The sequence below is a fragment of the Actinomyces polynesiensis genome, from assembly GCF_000820725.1.
Lineage (GTDB): Bacteria > Actinomycetota > Actinomycetes > Actinomycetales > Actinomycetaceae > Pauljensenia > Pauljensenia polynesiensis.
In genome coordinates this window covers 1-7,297 of sequence record NZ_CCXH01000042.1, presented here as the reverse complement: position 1 = coordinate 7,297, position 7,297 = coordinate 1, and the positions used below count along the sequence as shown (strand labels likewise).

The 7,297-nt window shown below is 73.5% G+C and carries 6 protein-coding genes; all 6 read right to left on the bottom strand.

All coding sequences use genetic code 11. The features are described 5' to 3' along the window. On the bottom strand, positions 1–1,078 hold a 1,078-nt coding region (gene ftsZ / locus TA90_RS01520), incomplete at its 3' end, for a cell division protein FtsZ (protein ID WP_052450360.1). 171 nt (positions 1,079–1,249) lie between these two features. After that, on the bottom strand, positions 1,250–1,876 hold the full coding sequence (locus tag TA90_RS01515; protein WP_052450359.1) for a cell division protein FtsQ/DivIB: 627 nt from the start codon (positions 1,874–1,876) through the stop codon (positions 1,250–1,252). Positions 1,877–2,345: 469 nt separating this feature from the next. After that, positions 2,346–3,782, bottom strand: a complete 1,437-nt coding sequence (gene murC / locus TA90_RS01510; protein WP_074015220.1) for a UDP-N-acetylmuramate--L-alanine ligase — start codon at positions 3,780–3,782, stop codon at positions 2,346–2,348. 22 nt (positions 3,783–3,804) lie between these two features. Further along, positions 3,805–4,920: a UDP-N-acetylglucosamine--N-acetylmuramyl-(pentapeptide) pyrophosphoryl-undecaprenol N-acetylglucosamine transferase gene (locus TA90_RS01505; protein WP_043534257.1), complete on the bottom strand. Its 1,116-nt coding sequence runs from the start codon at positions 4,918–4,920 to the stop codon at positions 3,805–3,807. Beyond that, positions 4,917–6,233 carry an FtsW/RodA/SpoVE family cell cycle protein gene (locus TA90_RS01500; RefSeq protein ID WP_052450358.1) on the bottom strand — a complete coding sequence of 439 codons (1,317 nt, stop codon included), beginning with the start codon at positions 6,231–6,233 and terminating at the stop codon, positions 4,917–4,919. The genes TA90_RS01505 and TA90_RS01500 overlap by 4 nt, the downstream gene beginning before the upstream one ends. Next, a partial coding sequence (murD, locus tag TA90_RS01495; protein WP_043534256.1) for a UDP-N-acetylmuramoyl-L-alanine--D-glutamate ligase occupies positions 6,215–7,297 on the bottom strand: 1,083 nt, incomplete at its 5' end. The genes murD and TA90_RS01500, both read right to left, overlap by 19 nt.

Here is a 7,297-nt window from a genome sequence, read left to right as displayed (position 1 = left end):
GCGGACGCTGTCCCGTGGCGTGGGCGACCGGGGCTGCCGGGGCGACGTGCGCGGACGGCGCCGTGGCCGCGGGGGCGGTCGCGGCGGGGGCCTTGGACTCGTGGGCGGCGGTGGAGGACTGGGTCCCCTCGCCCGTGTCGTCGAAGCCAGCGGCGATGATCGTGACCCGGATCTCGTCGCCGAGGGAGTCGTCGATGACATTGCCGAAGATGATGTTCGCCTCCGGGTGGGCGGCCTCGCGCACCAGCAGGGAGGACTGGAAGATCTCCTGGAGGCCCAGGTCGGAGCCACCCTGGAAGAAGATCAGGACACCGTGGGCACCGTCGATGGACGCCTCGAGGAGCGGGGAGGAGATCGCGGTCTCGACGGCCCGCAGCGCGCGGTCCTCGCCGGTGGCGGCGCCGATGCCCATGAGGGCGGAGCCCGCGTCCTTCATCACGGACTTCACGTCGTTGAAGTCCACGTTGATGAGGCCGGGGGTGGTGATGAGCTCGGTGATGCCCTGGACACCGGAGAGGAGCACCTGGTCCGCGGCACGGAACGCGTCGAGCACCGAGATGTTGGAGTCGGAGATCTCCAGGAGCCGGTCGTTGGGGATGACGATCAGCGTGTCGACCTCGGCGCGCAGCGCCTCCACGCCCACATCGGCCTGGGAGGCGCGTCGGTTGCCCTCGAAGGAGAAGGGACGGGTCACGACGCCCACGGTCAGGGCACCCGCGCCCCGGGCGATCCGGGCGACGACGGGGGCGCCACCGGTCCCGGTGCCGCCACCCTCACCCGCGGTGACGAAGACCATGTCGGCCCCCTCCAGGGAGTCCTCGATCTCCTCGGAGTGGTCCTCGGCGGCCTGACGTCCCACGGCGGGATCGGCGCCGGCGCCGAGCCCGTGGGTGAGGTCGCGGCCGATGTCGAGCTTCGTCTCGGCGTCGGACATCAGCAGGGCCTGGGCGTCGGTGTTCACCGCGATGAACTCCACACCCTTGAGCCCGACCTCGATCATGCGGTTGACGGCATTGACACCACCGCCGCCGACCCCGACGACCTTGATGACTGCCAGATGGTTCTGCGGTGTCGCCACTTGGTCCCCCTTGCCACCGTAACCTTCAAGCTCTAGTTCAAGGTTGGTGTTGTGCCTGCATTCTGCCGGGATGAAGGTAGGGAACGGACCCCTCCCCGGCAAGGAGGCTGGCGGGCGTGTCGGCACACGTGCCGGGTGCGGACCCGGGGCATGGGTGCCGGACCCGGTGGTTCAGGACGTGACCGGGCGCGTCGGGTCGGAGACGTCGTAGACCGTCGCCGCGCGCTGGGCCAGCAGCACCGCGAGGACCTCCGCCTTGAGCTCGCCGTCCTCGTCGGTCCCCCACCGCACCGTCCGGCCGCCCGAGAGGGTGAGGGTCACGAGGTTCCCGTCGGCCGACACCTGGGTCACGGACCCGCGCAGGTCCGCGGACAGCGCCGACCACGTCGACGCCGCGGCGGCCGCCGCACGGGCGCGCTCGGCCCCGTCTGCCGGCAGGACCACCACGGGCAGACCTGCGGGGGCCTCCCCCTCGTGGGAGAGGACCACGCCCTCGTCGTCGACGAGGGCGACACCGCTGCCGTCCTTCTCGACGAGTGCGGCCACCCGTTCCTGCACCGTCACCGCGAGACCGTCGGGCCAGGTCCGTGACACCCGGGCGTCGCGGACCATGGTGACGCCCTCCACCGCACTCTCCACCGCCGCGGTGTCGAGCCGCGGGACAGGGGTGCCGAGGAAGGGTCCCACGGCGTGGAGGACCTCGGTGCGCACGTCCCCGTCAGCACCGGTGACCGTGACACGGGCACTGGTCAGGGCGAAGGCCGGGGAGAAGAAGATCCCCCACACGAGCGCGGCCACGGTGGCGAGGGAGCCGAGGAGGACGGCGAGGTGCGTCCCCCGCAGCCGGAGCCGCGCCCTGCGGCGCTCCGCGAGGCGCTCCCCCAGGCCGGTGGAGACGGAGTCCTCGTGCGACCCGAGCAGGCTCGCCGCGTCCTGGGCCTCCAGGGGACGCTCGAGACTGCGCGGTGTCCTGCGTCGGGCGACGTCCCGGGTGGTGCCCGGACCGCGCGTCGCGCGCGTGGTCCTCCCGGTCCGGTCGGCGCCGCGATCCGCGCGCGTCGCGTCGGGTGACGCGCCCGAGGAGGACCCCGGGCGGACCGGGCATGGGCGGTGGCACCGCCGGCAGCGACCTCGTCCGGGGCCACGTCCCCGACGGGGCGGGCACCCGGGGTGGAGGAGGGAACTCCCCGGTCCCCCCCGGCCCGCGCTCCCGTGCCGGGGGACGGATCCGCGTGCGGGCGGGGCGCCCGGGGGCGCGGAGGTTGCCTCACTCCCCCGCCTCCTCCCGGCGCCACTCGTCGAGTGCGTCCTTCCCGGTGGTGGTGATGGACCCGGCGCCCATGGTCACCAGGACACCTCCCGGCCCGGTGAGACGGGCGCCGAGGCGGGAGGCCTCGTGCATGTCGTGGACCAGGTGGGAACCCGGGAGCCGACTGGTGATCAGGCCGGAGTCCACGCCCTCCACCGGGTCCTCCCGGGCGGCGTAGATGTCGGTGACGACCACCGTGTCCGCGGCGGAGAGGGCGCGGGCGAAGCGCTCGGCGAAGACCTTCGTGCGGGAGTAGAGGTGCGGCTGGAACACCACCGTCACCGGTCCGTCCCCGGCCACCACCCGCGCCTCCGCGATCGCCGCGGCGACCTCGGTGGGGTGGTGGGCGTAGTCGTCGAAGACGCGTCGCCCACCGACCTCGCCGCGCAGCTGGAACCGCCGCTCGGTCCCGTGGAAGGTCCGGAGGGCCTGTGCCATCTGCTCGGGGTCGACCCCGAGCTCGGCCCCCACCGTCCATGCACCGGCGGCGTTGACCACGTTCTGCCATCCCGGCACCGACACGGACAGGTCCACGCGGGCCCCGACACCGACCAGGACGGCGGTGGACCCGTCGGGACGTTCCGCGACGTCCTCGATGCGCACGTCCGGGGTGGTCCGGCAGTGCTCCGGACGCCCGTAGGTGAGCACGCGCGTGCCGTGCGCACGGGCCGTCGCGGCGAGCCGCGAGGCGCCCTCGTCCTCCGCGCAGCACACGAGGAGCCCGCCCTCGACGAGACGCTCCGTGAAGTCGACGAAGACCTGTTCGAAGGCCTCCCGGGTGCGGTAGTGGTCGAGGTGGTCGGGTTCGACGTTGGTGACGAGTTCGACGCTGGGTGCGTAGTTGAGGAAGGAGCCGTCGGACTCGTCCGCCTCGGCGACCAGGATGTCCCCGGCCCCCAGGTGGGCGCCCGTGCCGAGCTCGGGGATGATGCCCCCGATGGCCGCCGAGGGGTCGAGGCCCACCCGGTGCAGCGCCACGGCCAGCATCGCGGAGGTCGTCGTCTTCCCGTGGGCACCGGCCACCGCGACGAAGCGCATGCCGGCGGCGGCCAGCGCCAGGGCCTGGGAGCGGTGGATCACCCGCTGCCCGCGGGCCCGTGCCGCCGCGAGCTCCACATTGGAGTCCCGGATGGCGCTGGAGACGACGACCACGGCGTCCGCGGGGACGTTGGCGGGGTCGTGGCCGACGTGGACCGTGATCCCCAGGCCCCTCAGGTGGTCCAGGACGGCGGAGTCCGCCCGGTCGGACCCGGACACCCGCAGGCCGCGGTCGGCGAGGAGCTCGGCGACGACGGACATGCCCGCCCCGCCGATCCCGATGAAGTGGAACGCAGGCGCCGTCGGCGGGGCGTCCTCCTCCCCCGTCGTGGAGGGCCGGTCGTTCGTCTTTGCCATTGCCATTCCCCTTCCGGGATCCTCAGGGCCTGACCTGGGCGAGCACCAGGTCCGCGAGCACGTCGGCCGCGTCGGTGCGCGCGTGCGCCGCCGAGGCCCTCCCCATCCGCACCAGCTCCTCCGAGACGAGGAGCGGCAGCACCTCGCTGCGCGCCACCTGGGGGGTGAAGTCGTGGTCCGCCACCATCCTCGCCCCACCCGAGGCGACGTGGTCGGCGGCATTGAGGCGCTGTTCCCCGTTGCCGATGGGCAGGGGCACGTAGAAGGCGGGCAGTCCCAGGGCCGTCAGCTCGGCGACCGTACCGGCCCCGGAGCGGCACAGCACCAGGTCCGCGACGGCCAGCGCGTCCTCCATGGTCGTCAGGTAGTCCAGGACCTTCCAGCGTCGCGAGACCCCCGCACGGGTGACGGCCTCGCGCACGGGGCCGTCCTTCCCCCGCCCGGTCAGGTGGAGCACCTGGGTGCCCTCGGGGAGGTCGGCCGCCACCTCGCACATCACCTCGTTGAGGTGCTGGGCCCCCAGCGAACCCCCGGTCACCACCAGTGTGCGCAACGTGGGATCGAGTCCGAGGCGGGCGGCGGCCGCGCGCCTGGCCTCCAGACGGCCCCCCTCCGAGGAGCGGATCGCGGCGAGGTCGGCGATGGCGGGACGCAGGGGCAGGCCCGTGACCACGGTCCGTCCGTGGGCGGCCCGCAGCGGGGTGGAGGGGAAGGTGAGGGCGACCACCGCGGCGTGGCGTGCCCCGAGCCGGTTGGCCAAGCCGGGACGTGCGTTCTGCTCCTGGACCACGACGGGTACGCCGAGCACACGCGCGGCCCTGTAGGCCGGCGTGGACACGTAGCCCCCGAACCCGACGAGGACGGAGGCACCCTCCATCGCCGAGCGTGCCTCCCGCACCGCCTCGCGCAGCCGTGACGGGAGGCTGAGGAGGGCCGGGGAGGGACGCCTCGGCAGCGGCACCTTGGGGATCGTCACCAGCCGGTACCCGGCGGCCGGCACGAGGTCGGACTCCAGGCCCTCGGCGGTTCCCAGGACGATGATGTCGCAGCCGCGGGCACGCAGGGCGTCGGCGGTCGCCAGGAGCGGATTGACGTGGCCGGCGGTGCCGCCCCCTGCGAGGACGATGGTGGGGTTCATGGGTGCACCTCGGAGGTCGGAGGGGTGACGTGGTGGGCGGTGGTGGGCCCCCGGCGGGCGGCGCGCCGACGGGGTGCCCTGCGCGGGTCACGCCCCGCGGAGGACTCGTCGGGCCTGCCCAGCATGCGCATCCCGGCCTCGCCGCGCGCGAAGGAGGCGACCATCCCCACCGCCGCCGCGGTGAAGAGCAGGGAGGACCCACCGTAGGAGACCAGTGGGAGCGGCACGCCGATGACGGGACCGAGGCCCGTCACCGACATGACGTTGATGATGCCCTGGGAGGCGATCCAGGCCGCGATGCCGCCGGTGGTGACCCGGGCGAAGGCCGAACTGTGGTTCTGGCACACGCGCACCATCCCCCACACGAGCAACCCCAGGCACGCCAGCACGGTGCAGGTGCCGAGCAGTCCCAGCTCCTCACCGATGATCGCGAGGATGAAGTCGGTGTGGGCGGCGGGCAGGTAGTTCCACTTCTCCCGCGAGGCGCCGGGTCCGAGACCCGTCCACCCTCCCGACCCGAGCGCCCACAGCGCGTGGTCCGTCTGGGTGGGGGCCGAGGTCGAGGGCGGGGTGCCGAGCCCGGGGATCACCTGCTTGACGCGTGCCAGACGCGTCGGGTTGGCGAAGACCAGGTAGACCACGACCGGCACCGCCGCGAGCCCCATCCCCGCGAACCACTTGCCGGGCAGGCCCGCCACCCACGCCGCACCGAAGGCGCAGGCCGCCATGACGATGGCGGTCCCGAGGTCCTGGCCGAGCATCACCGCCCCCAGGGAGAGCACCACGGGGATGCCGGCCGTGACGAGCATCTGCTTCCAGTCCCGGACCCTGGCACCCGGACGGGTGAGCGCCCGGCCGAGGAAGAGGGCGAGGGCGAGCTTGAGGAACTCCGAGGGTTGGACGAGGACGGGGATGCCGGGGATGTGCACCCAGTTGGTGTTGCCACCCTCGGTGGCCCCCAGCGGGGTCATCACGAGGCACTGGAAGATGAGGGCGGCGAGCAGCACCCAGCGCGCCACGGACCACCAGGCCCTCTCCGGGAGCACCTGCAGGACGGCGGCGACGAGCAGCGCGATGACGATGATGGCCAGGGGACGCAGGAACGCGACGTAGGGGTTCTCCCCCTTCGCGATGTTCGTCACCGCGGAGGCGGAGAAGCCCATCACCAGGCCGAAGGCCGTGAGCACCAGCGCCGGGATGACGACGAGGTAGTAGGTGACCACCGGCGAGGGGGCGGAGGCACCGCGCTCGCCGGAGCCGAAACGGACCCGCGGCAGGCTCCGCCACCACGTCCTCACGGCCGACGCCCCCATTGCTCCCCCAGGCGGTGGACGGCAGCGACGAAGGCGTCCCCCCGCTGTCCGTAGTTGTCGAACTGGTCCCAGGAGGCACACGCCGGGGCGAGCACCACGGTGTCGCCCGGTCGTGACAGCCCCACGGCCTCGTTGACCACGGAGAACATCCAGTCGGGGTGCCCGTCGACCTCGACCACCGGCACGCCGGGGGCTTCCTCCGCCAGGACGCCGCGCAGGGGGGCGCGGTCCGCCCCGATGAGGACGACGCCGCGCAGGAGGGGGGCGACGGTGTGCACGAGCTCGTGGAGGTCCTGGCCCTTCGCGTCCCCCCCGACCACCCAGATGGCGGTCCCGGGGCGGATCCCGGCCAACGAGGCGGCGGCCGCATGGGCGTTGGTGGCCTTGGAGTCGTCGATCCAGGTGAGGTCCGCGACCTCACCGATGACGGCCCGGCGGTGGTCGGCGGGGTGGAAGGTCCGCAACCCCTCGGCCACGGCCTCGGGCGCGACGCCGTGGGCACGGGCCAGGGCAGCGGCCGCCAGTGCGTCGGAGACGACGGCGGGCGAGGGCTGGGCACCCGTGATGTGGGTGAGGTCCGCGAGGTCCGCGAGGTGGAGCGCCTCGCGGTGGCGCGTGGGGAGGAAGGCACGGTCGACGACCGTGCCCTCGACCAGGCCGACCTGGGAGACGGCCGGCACCCCGAGGGTGGTGCCGATGGCCCGAGCGCCCTCGACGACGTCGGCCTCCTCGACCATGTGCTCGACGAGGGGGTCGGCGGCCGGGTACACGCACGCGATCCGGGTGTTGTGGTAGACGCGGGCCTTGGCCGCGGCGTACGCCTCCACCGAACCGTGCCAGTCGAGGTGGTCCTCGTCGACGTTGAGGCACACCGAGGCCTCGGGGGAGACGCTCTGCGTGGTCGCCAGCTGGAAGCTGGAGAGCTCGACGGCGAACACCGTCGCCGCGGAGTCGATGGCCCGGGTGATGGGCGTGCCGATGTTGCCGACCTCGAGCGCGTCCTCGCCGGCGGCCCGCAGGATGGACCCGAGCATGCCCACCGTCGTGGTCTTCCCGTTGGTCCC

Coding starts and splice junctions, on each gene's coding strand:
- TA90_RS01505 (WP_043534257.1), bottom strand. CDS start 4,920: ATGAACCCCACCATCGTCCTCGCAGGGGGCGGCACCGCCGGCCACGTC.
- TA90_RS01500 (WP_052450358.1), bottom strand. CDS start 6,233: ATGGGGGCGTCGGCCGTGAGGACGTGGTGGCGGAGCCTGCCGCGGGTC.
- murC (WP_074015220.1), bottom strand. CDS start 3,782: ATGGCAAAGACGAACGACCGGCCCTCCACGACGGGGGAGGAGGACGCC.